Origin of the sequence: Streptomyces sp. NPDC002669 (assembly GCF_042889165.1) — a bacterium.
Classification (GTDB): Bacteria; Actinomycetota; Actinomycetes; order Streptomycetales; family Streptomycetaceae; genus Streptomyces.
Genome location: NZ_JBIAQQ010000034.1, coordinates 60,508 through 81,398, shown reverse-complemented (window position 1 = coordinate 81,398; position 20,891 = coordinate 60,508). Strand labels below are relative to the sequence as shown.

14 protein-coding genes and 1 pseudogene are annotated in these 20,891 nt (G+C 70.6%); 8 read left to right on the top strand and 7 right to left on the bottom strand.

Translation table 11 applies throughout. The features are described 5' to 3' along the window. Positions 1-175: 175 nt before the first annotated feature. The 3 genes from ACFYW1_RS34400 to ACFYW1_RS34390 form a co-directional block, all read right to left on the bottom strand. Positions 176-1,429 carry an ABC transporter substrate-binding protein gene (locus ACFYW1_RS34400; RefSeq protein WP_389002371.1) on the bottom strand — a complete coding sequence of 418 codons (1,254 nt, stop codon included), beginning with the start codon at positions 1,427-1,429 and terminating at the stop codon, positions 176-178. 52 nt (positions 1,430-1,481) lie between these two features. After that, positions 1,482-2,738 (bottom strand): Gfo/Idh/MocA family protein, encoded by a 1,257-nt coding sequence (locus ACFYW1_RS34395; protein ID WP_389002368.1) that lies wholly within the window; start codon positions 2,736-2,738, stop codon positions 1,482-1,484. Positions 2,739-2,996: 258 nt separating this feature from the next. Beyond that, on the bottom strand, positions 2,997-4,160 hold the full coding sequence (locus ACFYW1_RS34390) for an ROK family protein (RefSeq protein ID WP_389002365.1): 1,164 nt from the start codon (positions 4,158-4,160) through the stop codon (positions 2,997-2,999). 155 nt (positions 4,161-4,315) lie between these two features. On the opposite strand from ACFYW1_RS34390, the gene ACFYW1_RS34385 reads away from it, so the two are divergent. The 3 genes from ACFYW1_RS34385 to ACFYW1_RS34375 all read left to right on the top strand — a co-directional run bounded on the left by ACFYW1_RS34385 (position 4,316) and on the right by ACFYW1_RS34375 (position 8,892). Further along, positions 4,316-6,898: a hypothetical protein gene (locus ACFYW1_RS34385; protein WP_389002362.1), complete on the top strand. Its 2,583-nt coding sequence runs from the start codon at positions 4,316-4,318 to the stop codon at positions 6,896-6,898. A gap of 408 nt (positions 6,899-7,306) precedes the next feature. After that, the gene (locus tag ACFYW1_RS34380) at positions 7,307-8,248 is read left to right on the top strand and encodes a GNAT family N-acetyltransferase (RefSeq protein WP_389002359.1); all 942 of its coding nucleotides are present in this window, start codon (positions 7,307-7,309) and stop codon (positions 8,246-8,248) included. Positions 8,249-8,385: 137 nt separating this feature from the next. Beyond that, the gene (locus ACFYW1_RS34375; protein WP_389002356.1) at positions 8,386-8,892 is read left to right on the top strand and encodes a SigE family RNA polymerase sigma factor; all 507 of its coding nucleotides are present in this window, start codon (positions 8,386-8,388) and stop codon (positions 8,890-8,892) included. Positions 8,893-8,908: 16 nt separating this feature from the next. Here ACFYW1_RS34375 and ACFYW1_RS34370 read toward each other — a convergent pair whose 3' ends face one another. Further along, on the bottom strand, positions 8,909-9,406 hold the full coding sequence (locus ACFYW1_RS34370) for a hypothetical protein (protein WP_389002353.1): 498 nt from the start codon (positions 9,404-9,406) through the stop codon (positions 8,909-8,911). Between the two features lie 160 nt (positions 9,407-9,566). Between ACFYW1_RS34370 and ACFYW1_RS34365 the strand changes: the two genes are divergently transcribed. Together ACFYW1_RS34365 and ACFYW1_RS34360 are read left to right on the top strand one after the other, a co-directional pair. Next, entirely contained in the window at positions 9,567-10,697 is a 1,131-nt protein-coding gene (locus ACFYW1_RS34365) for a glycosyltransferase (RefSeq protein ID WP_389002350.1), read from the top strand. Next, positions 10,694-11,974, top strand: coding sequence for a glycosyltransferase family 39 protein (locus tag ACFYW1_RS34360; RefSeq protein ID WP_389002347.1), 1,281 nt, complete (start codon positions 10,694-10,696; stop codon positions 11,972-11,974). The genes ACFYW1_RS34365 and ACFYW1_RS34360 overlap by 4 nt, the downstream gene beginning before the upstream one ends. 386 nt (positions 11,975-12,360) lie before the next feature. Here ACFYW1_RS34360 and ACFYW1_RS34355 read toward each other — a convergent pair whose 3' ends face one another. Continuing rightward, positions 12,361-14,100: an alpha/beta hydrolase gene (locus ACFYW1_RS34355; RefSeq protein WP_389002344.1), complete on the bottom strand. Its 1,740-nt coding sequence runs from the start codon at positions 14,098-14,100 to the stop codon at positions 12,361-12,363. A 313-nt stretch (positions 14,101-14,413) separates the two neighbouring features. After that, positions 14,414-16,651 (bottom strand): MMPL family transporter, encoded by a 2,238-nt coding sequence (locus ACFYW1_RS34350; protein ID WP_389002341.1) that lies wholly within the window; start codon positions 16,649-16,651, stop codon positions 14,414-14,416. Between the two features lie 280 nt (positions 16,652-16,931). On the opposite strand from ACFYW1_RS34350, the gene ACFYW1_RS34345 reads away from it, so the two are divergent. The 3 genes from ACFYW1_RS34345 (at position 16,932) to ACFYW1_RS34335 (ending at position 19,877) form a co-directional block, all read left to right on the top strand. Continuing rightward, a complete protein-coding gene (locus tag ACFYW1_RS34345) occupies positions 16,932-18,158 on the top strand; it encodes a sensor histidine kinase (protein ID WP_389002338.1) in 1,227 nt (408 codons plus the stop codon). Beyond that, complete coding sequence (locus ACFYW1_RS34340) at positions 18,155-18,877, top strand: response regulator (RefSeq protein ID WP_389002335.1); 723 nt, start codon at positions 18,155-18,157, stop codon at positions 18,875-18,877. The genes ACFYW1_RS34345 and ACFYW1_RS34340 overlap by 4 nt, the downstream gene beginning before the upstream one ends. 766 nt (positions 18,878-19,643) lie before the next feature. Beyond that, a complete protein-coding gene (locus ACFYW1_RS34335; protein WP_389002332.1) occupies positions 19,644-19,877 on the top strand; it encodes a hypothetical protein in 234 nt (77 codons plus the stop codon). An 18-nt stretch (positions 19,878-19,895) separates the two neighbouring features. Here the strand turns inward: ACFYW1_RS34335 and ACFYW1_RS34330 are convergent. Beyond that, positions 19,896-20,852 (bottom strand): annotated as a pseudogene (locus tag ACFYW1_RS34330) (IS110 family transposase); the annotation flags it as partial. Between the last annotated feature and the right edge of the window lie 39 nt (positions 20,853-20,891).

Genomic DNA, 20,891 nt, shown 5'->3' with positions numbered 1-20,891 from the left:
GCCTGCGGCCCGCTGCGACGGCCCCGGCGGGTGGGTTCCGCGACGACTGCCACGGGGATCTCCTTGCGGTACGGGGGGATTGCGGAGGTCGGGGCAACGCCCCGGGAAGATGCGGGGAGCGGTGGTCCCCCGTCCGCCGGACGTGTGGTTCGGCGGACGGGCGGGGGTGCCGGTGTCAGCGGGCGAGCAGCGGACCGGCCGCCTTGGCGGCGTCGTCGAGCGCCTGCTGGGGAGACTTCTTGCCGAGCATCGCGGCCTGGATCTCCGGGGCGAGCACGCCCTGAACCTCACGGGCCTTCTCTTCCAGCGGCCCGGCCACCATGGCCGGGAGTGTGTCGGCGACGGCGGTGAGGAGCTCGTCGCCCGGGTAGAGGTTCCCGGCGGAAGTGCGGGCCGGGAAGGTACCGGACTGCTTCTGTAGTCCAGCGGCGTTCTCGGCCTCGGCGACGAACGAGATCCACTTTCCAGCCGTCTTGACGTCGGCGCCCTTGAGCATGGACAGCGCGCCGACGGTGCCGTAGCCGACCGACTTCACGTCCTTCAGCGGCGGCTGGACGACGATGTTCTCCTTGCCCCAGAACGGCTCGACGTCCGCCGGGGTGTTCTGCCAGGTGCAGGCCACCTTGCCCTTGGCGGTCGGGGTCTGCTCCAGCTTCGGCGTGGTGGTGACCAGGTCCTTGTCGGTGTAGCCGCCGTCGACGAGCTTCTTCAGGTACGTCAGCGCCTTCACGCCGGCCGCGTCGTTGAAGGTGACCTGCTTGCCGTCCTCGGAGAAGACGTCGCCGCCGGCCTGCCACAGCAGCGGGTAGAAGGTCATGTTCAGCGTCTGCTGGGTGTCACCGCCGTAGCTGGTGGCGTAGTAGCCCTTCTTCTTCAGCTCCGGCGCCAGACCGGCCAATTCGTCCCAGGTGGTGGGGTATTCGCTCTCGCCGATGGCCTTGAAGACGCGCTTGTCGCAGATGAGGGGGTTGGCGCTGGTCAGGACGGGGGTGCCGAGTGCCTTGCCGTCGACGGTCACGGAGCCGAGGGCGAACTTGGTGTAGTCCGACTTGGCGTCGGCCGGCATGTACTGGTCCGCGGGCACGATGTTCCGCTCGTACTTCGGCAGCTGGTCCGGGATGAGGTAGACGACGTCCGGGCCCTTGCCGGAGGCGATCGCGGTGGCCAGTGCGGTGTCGCGGTTGGCCCACGGGAAGGTCTCCACCTTCACCTTGGTGCCGGTGTGCTTCTTCTCGAACGCCTTCACCAGGCCGTCCCAGTAGGCCTTGTTCTTGGCCTCGTCGAAGATGACCGGGTAGGTCCACATGGTGATGGTGTCGTCGTCGGTCCCGGATCCGCAGCCGGCGAGGACGGTGGTGGCGAGAGCAGCCGAGAGCAACGGCACGGTGACGGCACGGGGTCTCGGCCGGCGACGGGCGATAGGGAACATGAGCGGGAACCTCCTGGAATGAGCGGGGAAGGGTGTTGTTCGGGGACGTGGATCAGCGCGCCGGCACGCTCTGTACGGAGCCGGTGAGGCGGGCGCGTTCGGCGGCGAAGGCCGCCAGATGGCTGCCGAGCGTGGCCTTGGTGCCGGAGCGGACTGCGGCCGGGTCGCCGGTGGCGACGGCGTGGACGAAGGCGTCAACCAGCGCCGTGTCTCCGCCGCCGTGTCCCTCGGCGGCGTTGGAACCGCTCGCCTCGACCTCGTGGACGGTGACCTCGTCGGTACGGAAGTCATGGACGGTGACGCGCTTGCCGTCGCCGCGCAGCCAGCCGTGCGAGCCGAAGATCCGGGTCTGGCGGTCGGTCTGTTCGGTGAAGGCGACCATGGTGAACGTCGCGGTCATGCCGCCGGACAGTTGCATGGCGAGGACTTGGTGGTCGACCACGTCGTTGTCGACGCGGTAGGCGCACAGGCCGTACGGGCCCTCGCGCAGCGCGGTCAGCAGCTCGGTCTCGTCCGTGGAGTCCGTGACGTGGGTGACCGGCCAGATGGAACCGTGCTCACGCAGCCTCGGCACGTACAGCTTGAGTGCGGAGTAGGGGCAGCCGTCCTCGACGGCGCAGTCCAGGCAGCGCTCCGCGGCACCGGCCGGGGCGTTCTCGGGCCGGAAGTGCTTGAGTCCGCCGAAGCTGGCGACCTGCTCGATGCGTTCCCCGGTGATGTAGGAGATCCAGTCCAGGTCGTGGCAGGACTTGGCGAGCAGCATCGGGGAGGAGTCCTTCTCGCTGCGCCACGGCCCGCGCACGTAGGAGTGCGCGTAGTGCCACCAGCCGACGGGCTCCAGGTGCTCGACGCTGACGAGTTCGCCCAGCACGCCCGAGCCGACAACCTCCTTCACCAGGTCGGTGTAGGGGGTGTAGCGCAGGACATGGCAGACGGCGAAGAGTACGCCCGCCTTCTCCACGCCTTCGATGAGGGTGCGTGTTTCGGCCTCGCTGGGTGCCAGGGGCTTCTCGGCGAGGATCGCGTACCCGGCCCGCGCCAGTGCCAGGACGGGCTCGACGTGATTGCGGTCCTGGGTGGCGACGATGACGGCGTCGGCGATGCGGTTCTCGACCAGCGGGCGCCAGTCGTCGAACTCGAGCTCCGCCCCGGCCGCGGCGCGGGCCGCCGGCCGGGGATCGGCCACGGCCACGAGGCGGGCGCGTTCGGGGTGGGCTTTGATCCACGCGGCATAGGTGAGGCCGCGGTTGCCGGCGCCGACGAGAGCCACACGGACGGGTCGGCCGGATATCGGAAGGTGCATGGACATTCCCAAGAGCTCCCTGGAGGTGGAGGAGAGACATGCGACGGACGAGGCGCGCGGTGGGCCGGGAGGCGTCTCCTGCGGCGATGCCTGGCCGCGAAGCCGGCAACGGTTACCGGGTGCGGAGGACTGACAGGGGCCGGCTGCCGGTGCATACGGCGGGTGCCGGCGCCGCCTGAAAGCCGGAAGGCGGATCGCGCAGGGGTCCCCGCGATGCGGGACACGGGCTGCCCGGGGTGAGGACGGGAGGTCCGGAACGGCTGTTCACGGGGTGGCCGCCGTGGGCCGCCGGTTGTGCGCGAGGTACGTCGTCTCGACGTGCTCGATGGCTCGCCAGATCGCACCGAGCGCGACCCGGTCGTCGCCGAGCGAGGACGGCTGGAGATCGGGGACCCGGATGCACAGCGGCTCCAGGCGGTTACGGAGGCGAGGGAGCAGGATGTCGGCGGACTGGGCCAGTCCCCCGCCCAGCACGACCCGTTGCGGGTCGATGGTCAGCACCATGGCTGCGAGGCCGAGGGCCACGTCGCTGGCGTAGCGGTCGACGGCGCGCACGGCGACGGTGTCGCCCCGGCGGGCGGCGGCCAGCACATGGGCGGCGGCGTTCCGCGGGGGTACGTCGGAGGGAACAGCGGGAGAACACGCCAGGCGGGTGGCGGCGGTCGCCCAGGGGGTGACGGGGAAGCTGCCGATCTCGCCCGCCGCGCCGCCGTGTCCCCGGTGCACCCGGCCGCCGATGATCAGCGCCGCGCTGAGGCCGAGACCGGCGTGGATGTAGAGGGCGTCCTCGATGTCCCGTGCCGCACCGAGGCGTTGCTCGGCGAGTGCGGCCAGCCGGGTGTCGTTGTCCACCAGGACCGCCCCGGCGCAGCGTTCGCCCAGGTGCTCGGCGAGTCGTACACCGGTCCAGTCGGCGGCCGCTCCCGCGAGTACGACGTCTCCCTCCGGGCCGACGACGCCGGTGGTGCCGGCGCTGATCGTCCAGATCTGGCGGGGGTCGATGCCCGCGTCGTCGAGGCACTCGGTCATCACGTCGCCGATGGCGGCAAGCCGGTCGGCGCGCCGGATGTCCGGCGGCACCGTTCGGCGGGCCGTGGTGACGACCGTGCCGCAGAGGTCGGCGAGCACGGCGAGGACGCTGTGGGCGCCGATGTCCAGCCCGAAGACGTAACCGGAATCGGCCCGGAACCGGTAACGGCGGGCCGGTCGCCCCACCGTGCCGGGGGCGGGCGGGACTTCGACCGCCCACCCCTGGTCGGTGAGCTCGGTGGCGAGGTCCTCCGCCGAGGCGCGGGAGAGACCGGTGAGCGTGGCCAGCTCGGTCAGTGTCACCGGCGCGTCGGCACTTTTCAGCGCCTGCAGCGCGCCGAACGCGTTGAGCCGACGTAGTTGCGCCAGGTCACCACCGGTGGGTCGGGATGTGTCCATGTACTCCTCTTGACGTCGTTTCGGCCGTAGGGATTAATCAGAGAGTCCACGAAAATATTGCAGCGGTCAAGCGTCAGGAGAGCACCGAAGCCGCGCGAGCTTGCGAACAAAACGCCTAGTTATTTGGAAGACTCTCATAATCTGGAGGCATCACGGTGGCCCGAAAACGCCCTAGACCACTCCTCATCCTGCTGCTGGCCCTGGCCGTTCTGGTCGCGGTTCCTGCGCCCTTGGCCGCGGCCCGGGGAGGTGACGGCACCGGTAGATCGGCATTGGACCGGACGTGGTTCGGCCCCGAGGCCGATCTCGGCGTCCAGCAGGAAACGGTCTCCATCAACGACGCCGTGGTGGGCACGGAGGACGGCCGGCCCACGATGTACGCGACGGTCTCGGCCGAGAACGCGATCTTCAACGTCATCGACGTCCGGGACAACCGGCTGTTGCGCTCGTTCACGCTGCCCGGCGTGCAGCAGTCCTGGCGGCATGCGATCGGCCCCGATGGCACCGTCTACATCGCCGCCATCACCGGCAGCCAGACGGCAGAGCTGTGGAGCTACAGCCCGGCCGGCAAGGAAGTGCGCAAGCTCGGCACCGTTCCGGGCGAGAAGTCGCCGTGGTCGATGACCACGGACCCGGAGGGCAACGTCTGGATCGGCACCTTCCCCAATGGCAAGGTGTTCAGATACGACCCGCAGAGCAAGGACTTCCACGACTACGGGCAGGTGGTGCCCGGCCAGCAGTACGTGCGCTCCCTCGCCTACCACGGCGGATCCGTCTACGCGGGTGTGGGCTCCGTCGGTGACGTCATCCGGCTCGACACCGCCACCGGTACGAAGACGAAGATCTCCGACCAGGTCCCGGCGCTCCTCGGAGTGCAGCCCCAGGAGGTGCCCTTCGCCTACGACATGGCGGTCGTCGACGGCTGGCTGTTCGTCAAGTTCGCCGACCCGCAGATGAAGCTGCTCTTCTATGACCTCGGTGCCGGCAAGTGGAGCGACAAGTCCGTGGGCAGGAACACGCCTTCGGACGCGGGGGTCTTCTCCTTCAACCAGCTTCAGCCGCGGGACGGAAAGGTGTACGTCACCAACAACCGCGAGCTGTACGAGATCGACACGGCGACGCTGGAGTCCCGCTCGACCGGAATCTCCTTCGGCACCTCGCTGCGCGGTGCCGCCTGGATACCGCTCGATGATCCGGACCTCCCCGGGACCTCGCTCGTCACCCTGCAGTCGGGCGGCAGCATCACCGCTTTCGACATCGCGTCACGGCGGAGCAAGGCGCTGCCCTCGGTGGTGCAGGGCGCGCCGAACCCACTGCACAACCTGGAGGCGGCGCCGGACGGCACGCTGTTCATGAGCGGCTACCCCGGCGGCACCGGGTCCCGCTTCGACCCGCGCACCGGCCGCACCACCCGCTTCCCGATGGGCCAGGCCGAGGGCATGGCGGGCCTGGGCGACACGATGTACTTCGGCATCTACCCCGGAGGCATCATCTCCTCGGCGAAGCTGGACGCGGCGGCCCCGGCCGTCTCCGAGAAGTTCCGGCTCGGTTCCGGACAGGACCGGCCGTACGTGATGAAGGCCCACGACGGCAAGCTGCTCATCGGCTCCATCCCCGACTACGGGAAGCTCGGCGGCGCGCTGACCATCTACGACCCCGACAAGGGGGAGAAGAAGACCTACCCCGACATCGTCCACAACCAGAGCGTCGTCGGGCTCGCCCAGCGCGGCGGACGGATCTACGGCTCCACCACCGTCCACGGCGGTCTGGGGACCGAGGCCACCGAGTCCGAGGCCAAGATGTTCGTCTGGGATGTCGCCGGCGAACGCAAGGTCAAGGAGTTCACTCCCGGCCTCCCCGGCCTCGACGGCCCGAAGATGATCAGCGGTCTCGGTTTCGGTCGCGACGGCCTGCTGTGGGGCACGGCCGACGGATTCCTGTTCGCGATGGACCCGGACACCCTCCGGGTCGTCAAGTACAAGAACATCTACCCCGCGGTGAAGAACTACGGCATGTGGCGGCCGGTCTACCTCCGCTGGGGCGCCGACGGCCTGCTGTACAGCACCCTGGCCGGCAAGCTCACCGTGGTGGACCCCCGGACCATGGACCATGTGACACTCGGCGACTACGGCGAGGAGGTCGCCTTCATGACCCTGGCCCGGGACGCCGACGGCCACGAGAACATCTACTTCCTGGGCAAGGCGGCGGAGTCCCGGCTGCGGATGATCCCGGTGCGCCGCGGCCCGGCCGGCGCGGTGGCCGTCGACAACGCCGGCTTCGAGGTGGCACCGTCGGCCAACGGCTCCGCCCCGGGGTGGCAGGGCGGTGGCAGCCTGTTCGCCCTCTCCCAAGAACGGGCGTACACCGGCAGACGCAGCATGAAAATCGTCGATGCGGCCCGGAGCGGTCCCGAGGCGTCGGCGGAGCTGACCGGTGAGCCGGTGCCGGCCGCCGCGGGCGCGTACTACCGGGCCCGTGCCAAGGTGTACGTCGAGGACGGAAGCACCGACGATTCGGTGCTGCTGCTGAGCTTCTTCGACAGGGCCGGTAAGCCGGTCGGCCGGATGGCGAGCGCACCGCTCCGCGGCGTGGACCAGCGGCGCTGGATCGACGCGCAGGCAAGTGGTACGGCTCCGCCCGGTACGGCGTCGGTCCGCGTCTCGTTGTATTCGTCCGTGTGGAACCTCATGACCGGGTACGTCGACGCGGTGAGCCTCCAACGGACCAGGCGCGGGTGACGCACCCGCGCGGACACCGGGCCACGGCGACCGTACGCCGTGGCCCGGTGTCGTCGAAGCGGTGCTCAACCCTCGCCGTCGGACCCGCACCGCACGGCATCACCGCCGGCCCCCTCCCACTCGGCGCGGTCCGGACGCCGGTCGACGGCGCGTTCCCCTTCGACCGCGATGCGGTCAGGACGGCCTACCGGGAACGCATTCCGCTTGGCCGCTACTCGGTGCCCGACGAGAACAGGGGCGCGCTGCTGCTGTTCGCCTCGGACGCCGGGGCGTGCAGCAACTCGTGGACGGCGGCGTGCTCCCCGGACAGACGTACCGGATGCACTTCATCCGCCGTGTACGCGGCGTACGACGATCAGCTCTGCCGCCCCTGGGTGGCCGGGTCAGCACAGAAGGGAACCTGACGTCATGACACACACCTTGCGCACCCTCGCCCCGGCCGACGAGGCAGCCGTGCACGCGCTATGGGCGATCTGCTTCGACGCCCCGCACCTCCCCGCGTTGCACGCCCTGGACCCCGGCCGCCACCGGCGGACCTTCGTGGCCGTGCGCGGCGACACGGTCGATGCCGTCGTCTGCTACGTACCGCGGCAGCTCCGCGACGCCCACGGCCGGGTCGAACGGGTGGGCGGCATCGGCAATGTCGCCACCCGCCCCGAGGCACGGGGCCAGGGCCTGGTGCGCCGACTGCTCGCCCTTGCCGCCGAGGCCATGACCGTCGAGTCCTGTGCCTGGTCCCTGCTGTTCACGGCCACTCCGGGGGTCTACGAGCGCTCGGGCTGGACCGGCTTCCGCACCTCCTGGGCCGAGGGCCCGCTCACTGCGACCGGCCCGTCCGGACCCCGCTTCCGCATCCGTGCGGCCACCCCGGCCGACGCCCCGCGGCTGGCAGAACTGCACGCCGGATTCAACGCCGCACGCCCCCTCGCCTCGGTGCGGACGGCCAACGACTGGATCCACCGCGTGCCCGCCTGGTACGGCCCCGGCGCCGAATGGCTGATCGCCGAGGACAACAAGGGGACGGCGGTCGGCTACACCGTGACCCGGCGCATCGGCGAGGCCGTCGAGGTCCGCGAGTGCGCGGTGGCGGAAGCCGCACCGGCTGCCCTCGGCGAGTTGCTCGCCGAGGTGGCCCGTCGGGCCCGTGCGGCGGGCGCCGCAGTCGGCCGGGCCCACCTCCCCGAGGACCCGGCCGTCCGTGCTGCCCTGCCCCGGCTCCTCGCCCAGGATCAGGTCCGGGAACGGACGCAGACGGTGGGTATGGCCCGCCCGCTCCTTGCCCCGCCGGAGGCGGTACGCGCCACGCTGCAGGCCACGGGAGCAACCCACTGGCATGGCGACTCGTTCTGAGCCAACGGTTCCAGGACCCGATGTGCTTGTCGTCGATACGTCCTGTGATCCAGATCATGGTCCGCAGGTGCATCGTGGGCCGCCTCCCAGTGCCTTCTACAGGGTGTAGGCGACCGGCGAGAACAGGGACAGTGCGGATGGAGCAGAGTCGAGCCCGTGCGTTCGACGAGTTCGTGGCTGCCCGGTGGTCGGTGCTGATCCACCTGGCCCGTCTGCTCGTCGGAGGCGATCGGCATCGGGCCGAGGACTTGTTGCAGGAGTCCTTGGTCAAGCTCTGGTTCGTCTGGCCCAAGGTCGCGGACGAGGCGCCGGAGCCGTACGTCCGCAAGGTGATGATGCGTGCGGCGGCACGCTCGGGACAGCGGCGTTGGTGGGGTGAACGCCCCGTCGAGCAGCTGCCCGAGACGGCTGTGGTCGGCGATGTGTCAGCGGACGTGGTGGAGCGTTCCCGCCTGGAGGCCGCGCTGGCCCAGTTGTCGCCGAAGCAGAGGGTGGCGGTGGTGCTGCGCTATTACCAGGACCTGCCCGAGGGGCAGGTGGCGGAGGTGCTCGGGTGCCCGGTGGGCACGGCTCGGTCCCATGCCGCACGCGGAGTGGCCCGGCTGAGGCAGCTCCTGGGCCATGTGAACGAGCCGGTGCGGTGAAGGAGAACCCCATGGATCACTTCGAACGGCAGCTGGCGCAGATGATGCGCGACACCGGGACGGCGCCCGCACCGTTCGAGTCGAGGCATCGGGAACGCCTCTGGGCAAGGGTGCGTGCCCGCCAGCGGAGACGCGCCGCGCGGAGGGCGGTCGGCTCCGTCCTGGCCGTCGCCGGCCTCAGCATCGGGCTGTCCCTGCTGCCCGGCCATGCGGCCCGGGTCGAGCCCAGCCACCCCGGCCCACAGCCCACGACGAGCCCGTCGGCCTCCGCCCCGCCCGCAACACCCGACGTGTCCCCGAGCGCGCCCTCCCCCTCGGGCACCTCCACCGTCCCCGCGCCCCCGGACGGGACCGCCACGATCGCGCCGTCGGCCACGACCGGGAGTACGGCCACGGCCACCGGGACTGCACCGGGAAGCACGGGGGGCACGTCGCCGCCCTCGTCCTCGGCCCCGCCCTCGGGCACGGCGACCGCGCGGCACCAGCCGTTGACCGTCTCGTCCTCGCTCGTCACCCCGTAACGCACCGTAGCCCCAGGTGTCTTCGGCCTGCCCCGCACCAAGTCACAAAGAGGACCAAACGTGATAGATCAAGGTTCAGTTGCCCTGAAGAACCTGAGCCGGCTGCCGCACCGCGCATCAGTGGCGCCCCACCATCCGGAGCCCGTCCTGGACATGGTCATACCCGTGTTCAATGAGGAGAAAGATCTGGAACCGAGCGTACGGCGACTCCACGCGCACCTGCGCGAGACCTTCCCCTACCCGTTCCGTATCACCATCGCCGACAACGCCAGTACGGACAGCACCCCGCGGATCGCCGCCCGGCTGGCCGACGAACTGCCCGAAGCGCAGTGGCTTCGGCTGGCCGAGAAGGGGCGCGGCCGGGCGCTGCGTACAGCCTGGTCCCTCTCGTCGGCCCCCGTACTCGCGTACATGGACGTGGACCTGTCCACGGAGCTTACGGCGTTGCTGCCGCTCGTGGCCCCGCTGCTCTCCGGCCACTCCGACATCGCCATCGGCACCCGGCTGGCTCCCGGTTCCCGGGTGGTGCGCGGCCCCAAGCGAGAGATCACCTCGCGTTGCTACAACGCCCTCCTGCGCTCCGTCCTCGCCGTGCGCTTCTCGGACGCGCAGTGCGGATTCAAGGCGGTGCGGCGCGAGGTGGCCGAGCAACTGCTGCCGCTCGTACAGGACTCGGAGTGGTTCTTCGACACCGAACTGCTGGTGATAGCCGAGCGTGCCGGGCTACGCATCCATGAAGTGCCGGTCGACTGGGTGGACGATCCCGACACCCGGGTAGACATCCTCGCCACTGCACTGGCCGACCTGCGCGGCATCGCCAGGATCGGCGGGGCCCTGGCGCGGGGCACGCTGCCGCCGGGCAGATCGCTCCGCGACGACGGCGCCGCCGCCCGGGGCGGGCTCGCCGCCCAACTCCTGTGCTTCGCCACCGTAGGAGCCGTCAGCACCCTCGCGTATCTGCTCCTCTACGCATGGCTGCGCCCCATGACCGGCTCCCAGGCCGCCAATGCACTCGCGCTGCTGGTCTGCACCGTCGCCAACACGGCCGCGAACAGACGGCTCACCTTCGGCCTCCGTGGCCGTGGCGGTGTGCTGCGCCATCAGAACAGGGGGCTGTTCGTTCTCCTGGTCGGTCTGGCGTTCACCGGCGGATCGCTCGCCGCCTTGCACCACGCGGCGCCTTCGGCCGGGCAGGCCGCCGAACTCGCCGTGCTCCTCGTCGCCAACCTGGCCGCGATGCTGCTGCGGTTCCTGCTCTTCCGGACGTGGGTGTTCCGCGCATGATCAGGACCGTCGTTCGTACGACCGGGGCCGGCACCCCGAGCTGGAACGCGAGGCTGTCGGAGCAGCCCACCGGGACGGGCCCCGATCCCCGGAGCCGGCTGCGTCACACAGCCGAACGTTACAGCCCCGTACTGGCCCTCTACGGCACGCTCAAGCTCATCGGCTTCGCCGTCTTCATGTGGCTGCTGCACTCCGCAGGGGACTACCGCGCGAAGAACCCGCGCTTCGGCGGCGGGGCCCACCCGTGGGACGTCCTGGCCAGCTGGGACGGCTGGTGGTACCAGCAGATCGCCGTGCACGGGTACGACCCCCGGCTGGTCCCGATCCCCGGCGCCACCGGCCCGATCACCCTCGAAGAGAACTCCGCGGCGTTCTTCCCGCTCTACCCGGCGCTGATGCGGCTGGTCTCCGAACTCACCGGCCTCGGCCCGTACGGCGCCGGCCTGCTGGTCTCCGTCGTGGCCTCCTTGGCCGCAGCCCTGGGCATCTACGCCGTCGCCGAACGCTTCGGCGGCAGACGGGCCGGGCTGGCCGCGGCCGGACTCTGGGCCGTCTGGCCCGGTTCCGGCGTGGAGTGGGCGGTCTACTCCGACTCCCTCTACGTGGCCCTGGCCGTCTGGGCCTGCCATGCCGTCCTGGGCCGCCGCTGGCTCACCGCCGGTCTCCTCACCTGCGTGGCCGGGCTCAACCGGCCCACCGCCGTGGCGCTGATCGGCGCCGTCGTCGTCGCGGCCCTGCTCGCGCTCCACCACCGCCGGGACGGCATCCTGCGCCCGGTGGCCGCGATGGCCGTCGCCCCGCTCGGGCTCCTCGCCCATCTCGGCTGGGTGGGGCACCGAATGGGGGACTACAGCGGCTACTTCAGGCTTCAGTCCGATGCCTGGGCCCACGAGTGGGACTACGGCCGGCACACCCTCGACGTCCTCACATCCGTCCCGGTGGGCCACTCCGACTACCTTTCCGCCTGGCCCTTCGCGGACCTGATCGGCGTCGGGGTCGTCCTGCTCGCGATCGTGCTGCTCTCGCTGCTGATCCGGCTGCGTCCCCCGGCCGTCCTGGTGGTCTACACCGTCCTCACCCTTCTCCTCGTCCTCGGCAGCCAGCAGATATTCGCCAACGTCTCCCGCTATCTGCTCCCCCTCTTCCCGCTCTTTCTTCCGGTCGCCCTCGCCCTGCGCCGCCTCAGCCTCCCCCACCAGCTCGTGCTCCTCGGCATCGCGGCCGTGGCGTCCGGCTCGTACGCGGGCTACGGCCTTTTCGAACTCGGCGTTCCGTGACCGATGGCCCCGGAAGGGGAGGCCCTGAGCGGTGGCAGCGCCGACGAACGCGGACACGGTATGTCCGGGAACACCCACCGGTCGGTCCAAGAGATCCGGTGGCGGCCAGCAGGACTCTGCGGGCTCCTGACGTTCCCGCAGTGCGATCTTCGGAATTCGAGGTTCGAAAGGCGACCTTGAGGGCTGTCAGGGCTGGATCACTCGTGGCATCCGACTCCCCGGGCAGCTCAGCGCCTGCACGGCCTCTCGCTCCCTACGGGAAAGATCGCCGAGGACGGAGCCGGCCTGGACGAGGCACTGCACATCGGCGGATGGCGGTGGGCCGGGCGCCGGCGAAGGGCGGCATCCCGCCGAGGGGGTGCCGCCCCTGGCCGCACCGGTTCCGTTCAGGCGGCACGACGGGTCCTGCGGCGGCGTACTGCGACGGCGGTGCCGCCACCGGCGACGACCAACACGGCGGCTGCACCAGTGATCGCCGCAGTGTTGATGCCGAGCGGCGCCCCCATCGGAGCGGACAATACCTTCGTCGTCATCGAATCCGACGAAGATGCCTCACCGGCGTGCTCGAGGCAGGTCTGATCCTTCGTCGGCAGTTTGCCGGTAGCCAGGTACCTGTTGACCTCGTCGTCCACGCAGGCGTTGCCATAGCGGCCGAAGAGGGCGTGCCGGTCGGCGCCCTTGAGGGTGAGCAGCTTGGAGCCGGGCAGTTGCTCGTGCAGGGTCACGCTGCTCTTGTAGGTGGTGCGCGGGTCGCCGGTAGCGGCCACGATCAGTACCGGGGCGTCGCGGCGGACCTGGGTGGGTTTCTCGCGGGGACGGTCCCAGAAGGCGCAGGGGCCGATGTTGTTGGTCATCGGGCCGAACACCGGGTGCGTGGTGCGGCTCCGTTCGATGTCGCGCCAGTAGACCTCGGGGTCGCGCGGGGCGGCCACATCCCCGCAAAGAACCGCGGCCTGGACTCCCGACGGTTCGGCCGCGCCGTGCAGTAGGTACCGGAGGCTCGCGGCGAACTCCGGTGAGAGCGGCGTCGGCGCCGTGCCCCGTGCGGCTCTGCTCAGCACGGCCAGCTGCTCGGCGAGGAACTCCCGGGTCGGGTCGGTGTCGTCCCCGAGGCTGGAGTAGAGGAGGACCGGAACCTGGGTGTCGTCGATCCGGAAGGCGTCCGAGCCGGTGCCGACGGTCAGCGGACCGCGGGCGGACGCGTCGAGGACGCGGTCGACGGTGGTGAGCACTTGGGCGCGGGTGCGGCCGAGGCCGTACGCGGTGTCGCGGTCCGCCGCCCATGCGGCCCAGTCGGACAGCGCCTTCTCACTTGCGCGCTCGGTGCCCTTCGTCAGGCGGGGGCCGTAGTCGGCGGGGGCGACCGCGCCGTCGAGCACGACGCGGTCGTAGCGGCCGGGGAACATCTGGGTGTAAACGGTGCCCAGGTAGGTGCCGTACGAGTAGCCGAGGTAGGAGATCTTCTTCTCGCCGAGCACGCCGCGGATGAGGTCCATGTCGCGGGCCGTGTTACGGGTACTGATGTACGGCAGCACGGAGGCGTCAGGGGTGCGGCACTTGTCGGCCAGGTCCTTCTGGAGGACGATCTGGCGCTCGAAGCTCGTCCGGCTGGTGCCGGCCGAGAACCAGGACGTGCCGACGGGCCAGCCGCAGTCCAGTGGGGTGCTGCGGCCGACGAAGCGTGGGTCGAAGCCGACGATGTCGTAGCGCGCGCCGGCGTCCTTCATCGCCTTGCGGACGTCCGGGGGCGACTGGACCGAAGGTCCGCCCGGCCCGCCGTTGTTGAGCAGGATCGATCCGATGCGGTGGTGGGTGTCAGTGGCCTTGAGCCGGGATATTGCGACGGTGATCGTGCGCCCTGCGGGGTGGGCGTAGTCGAGCGGCACGGTGACGTCCGCGCACTGCACACCGGCCTTGTCCAGAACGCGGCCCGTCGTGTCGACGGGGCCCTTGCCGCAGCTGCCCCAGCCGAGGTGCTGCCGGTAGTACTGGTCGAGCCCGGCTCCGGTGCCGTTCTTGGCGGGGGCCTCTGAAGCTGTGGCCGGGGCGGGGAAAGTGATGACGCAGGCGGCGAGGATGAGGCCCACGACGGAGACGCGCCGCGCGGTGGGGCTGAGGAGGGTCACAGGTCTCCCTGGGTTGGTGAGTACGGTCGGTGGCGCGGAACGCGGTGTCCGGGGCGACGCGGAAGTCGACTTCGGCCCGGTACCGGGCACCACGTTGCTGTGGAGTTGGAAGTCCGGTGAAGATCTTGTTCTGACTGCCTGACTCAACCGCTTCGCCCCTGGACGTCGATCGGGGCAAATTTGCCTGGACCGGGCGTGATTTCAAGATTTCCAGTGGTCTTCCAGGGTGTTTCCGACAGCTCTTGAAACATCTGGTGGCTGTCACGGGTGCGCGCGCTCAACCATGCGGGGCCACGCCGGACGGATGAGGTGCTCACAGGTCCCCTGAGCCGTTCGGCCGGGCCGCCGTCATGACCTGGTCGGGTTCCGGGGCAGGTGCGTTCGCACGGTGTTGGGGGCGGCTGCCCTTGGTGGGCTGTGGGCGGACCGGCCACCAGATGCTCCGTCCGAGGAGTGCGGTGAGGGCGGGAACCAGCACCAGCGAGAGGACGAGCGCGGAGAGCAGAATTCCGAGCGTCATCGCGAAGGCGATCTGTTCGTTGCCCGGGGTCGTGGCGAGGGTGGCGAAGGAGCCGGCAAGGACCAGGCCTGCGGTCGCGATGGCCGGTGTCGTGTGCTGCACCGCGCGGGCCACGGCGGCGCGGGCCGGGCCCGGCCGCTGCATCTCCTCCCGGATCCGGTCGCTGATCAGGATGTTGTAGTCGGTGCCCAGTGCCACGACGAACAGGAACAGCACGAGCGGGAGGGAGAAGTTGACGCCCGGCTTGCCGAGAACGTGCTGAAACAACAGGGTGGCGGCGCCGAGGGTGGCGGCGAAGCCGAGCCCGACGGAGAGCATCAGGATCACCGGTGCGAGCAGGCTGCGCAGGAGCAGCAGGAGGATCAGCGCGATCAGTGCGGCCGCGACCGGGAGCACGATCTTCAGGTCGTGGTCGACGGCGGTGGAGATGTCGGCGGAGATCGCCGCCGTTCCGCCCACGTGTGCGGCCGTTCCGGCGGGTGTGTGCTGGGCGACCGCTGCCCGCACGGGTCCGGCAGCCAGGTCGCGGGCCTGCTGGCTCTGCGGGTCCGCGGTCGGGTAGAGGTCGATCCGGGCGGCGCGGTGGTCCTTGTTCAGAACGGTCCGTGCGACCTGGCCCACGCCTTTGACCCGGGTAAGAGCACGGGAGAGGCCGTCGAGCCGGCCTGCGGTGAGGGTGCCGCCGTCGGTGGCGGTGACGAAGACGCTCGTCGGGTCCGAGACTCCGGCCGGCAGTGCACGGGATATCTCGGTGGCGGTGGCCGCCGCAGGGGTCTTGGCAGCGGCGTTGCCCTGGCCGTAGTCCATGCGGATCCCGATCAGCCCGGCGGCCGGCGCGGCAAGCAGGGCGATGGAGGCGACCACCATCGTCAGCGGTCGTCGTGCGACCAGAGCCCCGAAGCGGGCGGCGCGGCCCTCGTCGGGCTCGTGGCCAAGGGTTTTGGAGGGCCAGAACATCTTGCGTCCGGCGGCCGCGAGGAGCGCCGGCAGCAGGGTGAGGCTGCCGAGCAGCATCACCAGGACCGCGACGGCGATGGCGGGGCCCAGCGAGCGGAACTGGCCGAAGGTCGCCACGCCCAGCGTGGCGAACGCGGCCACGATGGTCAGCGCCGCCGAGGTGATCGCGGTGCCCACCCGTCCCGAGACCTGCCCGGCCGCCTCGCGGGCGGACCGCTCCGGCCGGGCGCGCAGTTGTTCGCGGAAGCGGAACAGCAGGAACAGCAGGTAGTCGATGCCGATGCCGAGCAGGACCACGCTGATCAGATCAGGGGTGCCCGCATCGAGCTTGCGCCCGGTGAGTATCGCGGCACCCGCGACTGCTCCCCCCGCCACGCCGATGATCATGGCGATCGCGACCAGCGGCAACAGGGCCGCCAGCACGCTGCGGAACACCAGCACGTTGATCAGCAGGATGAGCCCCATCAGGAGGGCGCCCCCGACCTTCGCGGCGGTCTCGTGGGAATCGGTGGTGTCGACGGTGTCGGCAAGACTTCCGGTGAAGCCGGTGCGCATCCCCGCCTCGGAGAACTGCGTCCGGGCGGCATCCCGGAAGGCCCGGTAGACGCCCTGGACCCCCTTGTCCGTACGGTTCCCGATCAGCTCGACCGAGAGCAGTTCGAAACTCCGGTCGGGTGCCACCATCGTCGGGGCGATCCGGGGGGTCTGGGAGTGGTCCGGGACCAGGAATGTCGGCCTGTCGTCCTCCCTGGGCATGATCACCCGGCGCTGCGCCAACTTCGCCGCCTCGGCCTCGATCCGTTTCCGGTCGGCGGCGCCGAGAGCCTTGCCGTCGGTCCGGGCGACCAGCATCGTCACGGTGGTGGCATCGGGGTTCACCCCGAACTGCTTCTCGGCGATCTCCAGGGCGGCGGCCGAGTCGTAGCTCCTGGGCAGGAAATCCCCAGTCTGGTTCTGGGTGACGCGGTCGATCAGTGTGGGGGCCAGGGCGCTCAGCACGACACCCAGCACCGTCCAGAGGGCGATGACTTTCCACGGGTGTCTGGTGGAGTATCCGGTCAGAGCTCGGATCACGGTGTCCTCCGGCGGACGGGCTTGCATGCGGACGTCTGCCGGGGGCTCCCGGCCGGTCTCCAGACCATCACCCCGAGAGGCTGGAAAGCGTCCTGGCAGCGGATGATCCGGGGCGGGGCCCTGGGTCCTGCCCCGGCCGGAAACCAGGACCCGGGTCCTGGTCCCGATCCGGGTCATGGTCCTGGTCGCGGGCCGCGAGCTGCCGCCGGCGGTGCTGCCACCGCGGCTGCTGTGAAACCCTCTACCGAGGGCCGGGAGGCCGGCCACGAGGAGAACAGACATGCGCAGGCGCCGACACATCGGGCCCGGCGATGCCCGGGAGCCGCTGCACATCGACGGCGCCGGGCCGCCGTGGTCCCGTAACGACGCGCTCGTGGCCGGCGGGGCTTGCGTGATGAACCTGCTCAGCTACGTGTTCTTCGACGACCCCGCCGGCCGGTACGCCGTGAGCGTGGCCGGGTTCCTCCTCGTCGCGCTGGCAGCCCTGCCGTTGCTCGTCCGGCGCAGCCACCCGGTGGTGGCGCTCGCCGCCGTACTGGCACTCGACACGACGGCCACCCTGACCGCGCCGCTGCCCAGACACTTCGGTGCCGTCCTGCTGGTCGCCCTGTACTCGGTCGCCAGGGCCTGCACCGGCCGGGTGACAGCGGTCGCGGCTGTCGCGACGGTGTCGCTGACGTTGCTGAGCCAGAGTCACGGCCGGATTCCGCCCTGGCAGGATGCCGCTGTCACGCCCCTCACCGCCCTGATCGTCGTCGGCACCGCCATGGCGGTCAACCGCTGGCAGCGGGAGGTGGCGGCGAACCGCCGACTTCTCGCCGACCGTGCGGTGGCCGACGAACGCCGCCGCATCGCACGGGAGCTGCACGACATCGTGGCCCACCACATCACCACCATGCAGCTGATGTCCGGCGGAGCCCGGGCCAACCTCGCCCGGCCGGAGGTGGCCCGGGATGCCCTGGTCACCCTGGAATCCTCCGGGCGGCTCGCCCTGCGCGAGATGCGCCAGCTCCTTGATGTGCTGCGGGCCGGTGACGAACCGGAGTCCGCGCCGTCGCAGCCCCAGCCGGGCATCGACGACCTCGACCGTCTGGTGGTCGAATCCCGCCTTGCCGGACTGTCGACCGAGTTCCGCGTCCACGGGCCGCAGCGCCCGCTGCCCCCGACCGTCGGCCTCACGGTGTTCAGGATCACCCAGGAAGCTCTCACCAACGCCCGCAAGTACGCGGGGCCCGCCCGCGTGTCCGTACGGCTGACATATCGCCGGGATCGAGTCACCGTCGAAGTGCGGGACGACGGTGGGAGCACCCCGCCGCAGGAGCGGGCGTCGTCGGTGGGCTCGGGTGGTTACGGCCTGATCGGCATGCGCGAGCGCGTCGCCCTGCACGGCGGCGCCCTCACCGTCGGCCCGCAGGCCGATGGCGGGTTCGCAGTGGTGGCCGACCTGCCACTGACCACGGACGAGGCGGCCGAAGCAGCCGTCCGGCACGAGAGGGGACCCCGATGATCGACATCCGGCCGAACACACCGAGGATCAGGGTGCTGATCGCGGACGACCAGTCGCTGGTCCGGCGCGGCCTGTCGCTGATCCTCTCCCCCGAGCCGTCCTTCGAGATCGTGGGAGAGGCCGAGGACGGCGCGCAGGCTGTCGCCCTCGCCCGCCGGCTGCGTCCCGACGTCGTGGTGATGGACATCCGGATGCCTGTCCTCGACGGTGTCGGCGCGACCGAGGAACTCTCCGCCACCGTGCCCGGCTGCCGGGTCCTGGCCCTCAGCACCTTCGACATGGACGAGTACGTCGTGGGCGCCCTGCGCGCCGGAGCCTGCGGGTTCCTGCCCAAGGACAGCTCGCCGGAGGACCTGAGCGCGGCGATCCGCACCGTCCACGCGGGCGAGGCCGTCGTCGCGCCGCGTCTGCTCACCCGGCTGATCTCCACCTACGTGCGTGCCCCTCATGGCGGGTCGCAGCCGCTCCCCACCGACCTGGGCGAACTCACACCCCGGGAGGTCGAGGTGTGGCGTCTGATGGCCACCGGTCTCGACAACGCCGAGATCGCCCACGCCCTGGACATAAGCGTCTCCACGGTCAAGAACTACATCACCAGCATCTTCGGCAAGCTCGACGTCCGTGACCGCACCCAGGCGGTCATCGCGGCCTACGAATCGGGGCTGGTCACCGCCCACGCCGCGGCCGGCAACCCGCGCGGCGACGCAAACACCGCATAGCCGGGACGACCGGTGCGCCCACTGCTTGCCCAGGGTGGTGCCGAGGAGGATCAGGGCATTGGCAGGGCCTACCGGAACTCCCGTGCGGCCCGCCGCGAGACCGGGTAACTCCCCGAGTTCCCATAGCCGGGCCTGCCCGGACAGACGGCCGACAACTCCGGTGCGGTGGAGGTCTCGTGGGCTGCCGCCTGGCGCTCGATCGCCCTCGGAGTGTCCGGCGCCGACGTGGGAATCCGCGGCGATGACGCTGCGGGCGCGTGACGAGCAGGGGCCGCCGATCCCGTGCCGCGCCGCGCCGCGCCGCGTGATTGTGCGGACGCGGTGACGGCAGCGCCCGCTTCCAAGACGCAGCGACCGCACCGGCCGGCGACGCGAGCCTGTCGGACGGCCCCGGTCCGGGGCCTTTTGAGTCCATCTGGATGCCGTCCACCGCGTGGGTGTGCCGCGGGTGTACGGGCCGAGGTGCGCGAGGCCGGCCGGATAGGGCGCGGCGCGTCCGGGATCGCCGATGCGGATTCCTCAGGGAAGCCGCAGCACCAGCCCATCGACGACGCGCTGACGGCTGTGTACCGGGAAGCGACGCGCGGCAGATGAACGGCCCGGGTGAAGAGTGGCGCGCAGGACCCGGGCCCCGACCAGCGGGGGCAGAGCGCCGCGTGCTCGGCGGCGGCGCCCGGTCCCGGGGGGGGTGCCCCTATGTGTTTGGTCAAGGTCCAAGGCCAGTAGGTTCGTGCGGTCAAGGGCGGGCCGAGCCGTAGGGGTGTGCATGAGTGATAGCCAGGTGACGATCAAGCTCACGGGTGATGAGGCACTGGTGCTGTCGCACTGGCTGGAGAAGCTCCAGATGACGGACCTCAGCCGCGTTGTCGACGATCCGGCGGTCTGGGCGCCGATCCATCGGATCGCCGGAACGCTCGACAAGGCGCTTCCTGAGCTGTTCACGCCTGACTATGACCAGCGGCTTGAGGCGGCTCGTCAGCGGCTTCGGCCGGAGGAGTGATCGAGCAGTCTGGACTCCTCACCTGGCCGCAACGGGTTGGGGCTCGTAGAAGGTTCCGTCGCGGAGCATCGCGAACAGGACGTCGGCCCGGCGTCTGGCGAGGCAGAGCAGGGCCTGGGTGTGGTGCTTGCCTTGGGCGATCTTCTTGTCGTAGTAGGCCCGGGACGCGGGGTCGCCCAGGGCGGCGAAGGCGGAGAGGAAGAAGGCTCGTTTGAGCTGTTTGTTTCCTCTCCGGGAGGGCTGTTCGCCGCGGATCGAGGAGCCCGAGCTCCGGGTTGCCGGGGCGAGTCCGGCGTAGGCGGCGAGGTGGCCGGCGGTCGGGAAGGTGCTGCCGTCGCCGACCTCGATCAGGATCCTGGCTCCGGTCCTGATGCCGACGCCCGGCATCGACGTCAGGACCTTGGAAAGAGGGTGGACCTCCAGCAGTTCCTCGATCCGCCCGGCCAGTAGCTTGCGCTGGTCGAGCACGGCCGTCAGCGAGGCGGCCAGGCTCGGGACGATCAGCGCGGCCGCCTCGGTCCCCGGAACGGTGACGGTCTGCTCGTCCAGGGCGGCGAAGATCTCTTCGACCAGCCGCTCGGCCATCCGCGGTGCCTTCGGCCGCAGCAGGGTCACCAGCCGCCGGCGGCCGGCCTTGCGTATCTGGGCCGGTGACCCGAACCGCTCCAGCAGGGTGAGGACGGCCGGGTGCTGCAACCGCGGCCCCAGGACCCGTTCCAGCGACGGATGGATCTGGGTCAGCAGGCCGTGCAGCCGGTTCGCGACCCGGGTGGCCTCGCCGGCCAGGTCGTCGTCGAACCCGACGATCATCTCCAGCTCGGCAATCGTCTCGTCCTCGCCGTCGATCGCCCGCAGCGTGTGCGGCATCGCCCGGGCCGCGTCCGCGATGATGAACGCGTCCTTCACATCCGTCTTGGCCTCGCCCGGGTAGAGGTCGGCGATCCGGCGCATCGTCAGGCCGGGCAGGTAGGCGACCGGGAGGGTAGGTGACGGAGCCGGTGCTGGGCAGGCGGC

Bases quoted from the DNA above. Each gene is read 5' to 3' on its own strand.
- ACFYW1_RS34400 (WP_389002371.1), bottom strand. From the start codon at position 1,429: ATGTTCCCTATCGCCCGTCGCCGGCCGAGACCCCGTGCCGTCACCGTG.
- ACFYW1_RS34395 (WP_389002368.1), bottom strand. From the start codon at position 2,738: ATGTCCATGCACCTTCCGATATCCGGCCGACCCGTCCGTGTGGCTCTC.
- ACFYW1_RS34390 (WP_389002365.1), bottom strand. From the start codon at position 4,160: ATGGACACATCCCGACCCACCGGTGGTGACCTGGCGCAACTACGTCGG.
- ACFYW1_RS34380 (WP_389002359.1), top strand. From the start codon at position 7,307: ATGACACACACCTTGCGCACCCTCGCCCCGGCCGACGAGGCAGCCGTG.
- ACFYW1_RS34375 (WP_389002356.1), top strand. From the start codon at position 8,386: ATGGAGCAGAGTCGAGCCCGTGCGTTCGACGAGTTCGTGGCTGCCCGG.
- ACFYW1_RS34365 (WP_389002350.1), top strand. From the start codon at position 9,567: ATGGTCATACCCGTGTTCAATGAGGAGAAAGATCTGGAACCGAGCGTA.
- ACFYW1_RS34360 (WP_389002347.1), top strand. From the start codon at position 10,694: ATGATCAGGACCGTCGTTCGTACGACCGGGGCCGGCACCCCGAGCTGG.
- ACFYW1_RS34345 (WP_389002338.1), top strand. From the start codon at position 16,932: ATGCGCAGGCGCCGACACATCGGGCCCGGCGATGCCCGGGAGCCGCTG.
- ACFYW1_RS34340 (WP_389002335.1), top strand. From the start codon at position 18,155: ATGATCGACATCCGGCCGAACACACCGAGGATCAGGGTGCTGATCGCG.
- ACFYW1_RS34335 (WP_389002332.1), top strand. From the start codon at position 19,644: ATGAGTGATAGCCAGGTGACGATCAAGCTCACGGGTGATGAGGCACTG.